This window comes from Paraburkholderia sp. NMBU_R16 (assembly GCF_013282575.1).
GTDB lineage: Bacteria > Pseudomonadota > Gammaproteobacteria > Burkholderiales > Burkholderiaceae > Trinickia.
In genome coordinates this window covers 1-253 of sequence record NZ_JAAAYE010000423.1, presented here as the reverse complement: position 1 = coordinate 253, position 253 = coordinate 1, and the positions used below count along the sequence as shown (strand labels likewise).

The 253-nt window shown below is 60.9% G+C and carries 1 pseudogene; it reads left to right on the top strand.

The window, feature by feature from the left end:
- Positions 1-126: 126 nt before the first annotated feature.
- Positions 127-253, top strand: a pseudogene (locus GWC77_RS28710) (IS6 family transposase); the annotation flags it as partial.

Genomic DNA, 253 nt, shown 5'->3' with positions numbered 1-253 from the left:
GCGTCGTGGTCGTGATAGGCGACCCGCCGACCGACCGTGGACAACTCGCACAACCACTCAACCTGGAGGACATCAGCCCGGTCGAAATTCAACTGCTTAACCGTCCTCGGAAACGGGTCACCCCCATACTTCGAGAAGGCGATCGACCAGAACGGCGAGCCCGAAACGATTACCGTCGATAAGAGCGGGGCCAATCTGGCCGCGCTCGAAGCGATCAACGCCCAGCGGCAGACACCGATCAAGGTACGGCAGA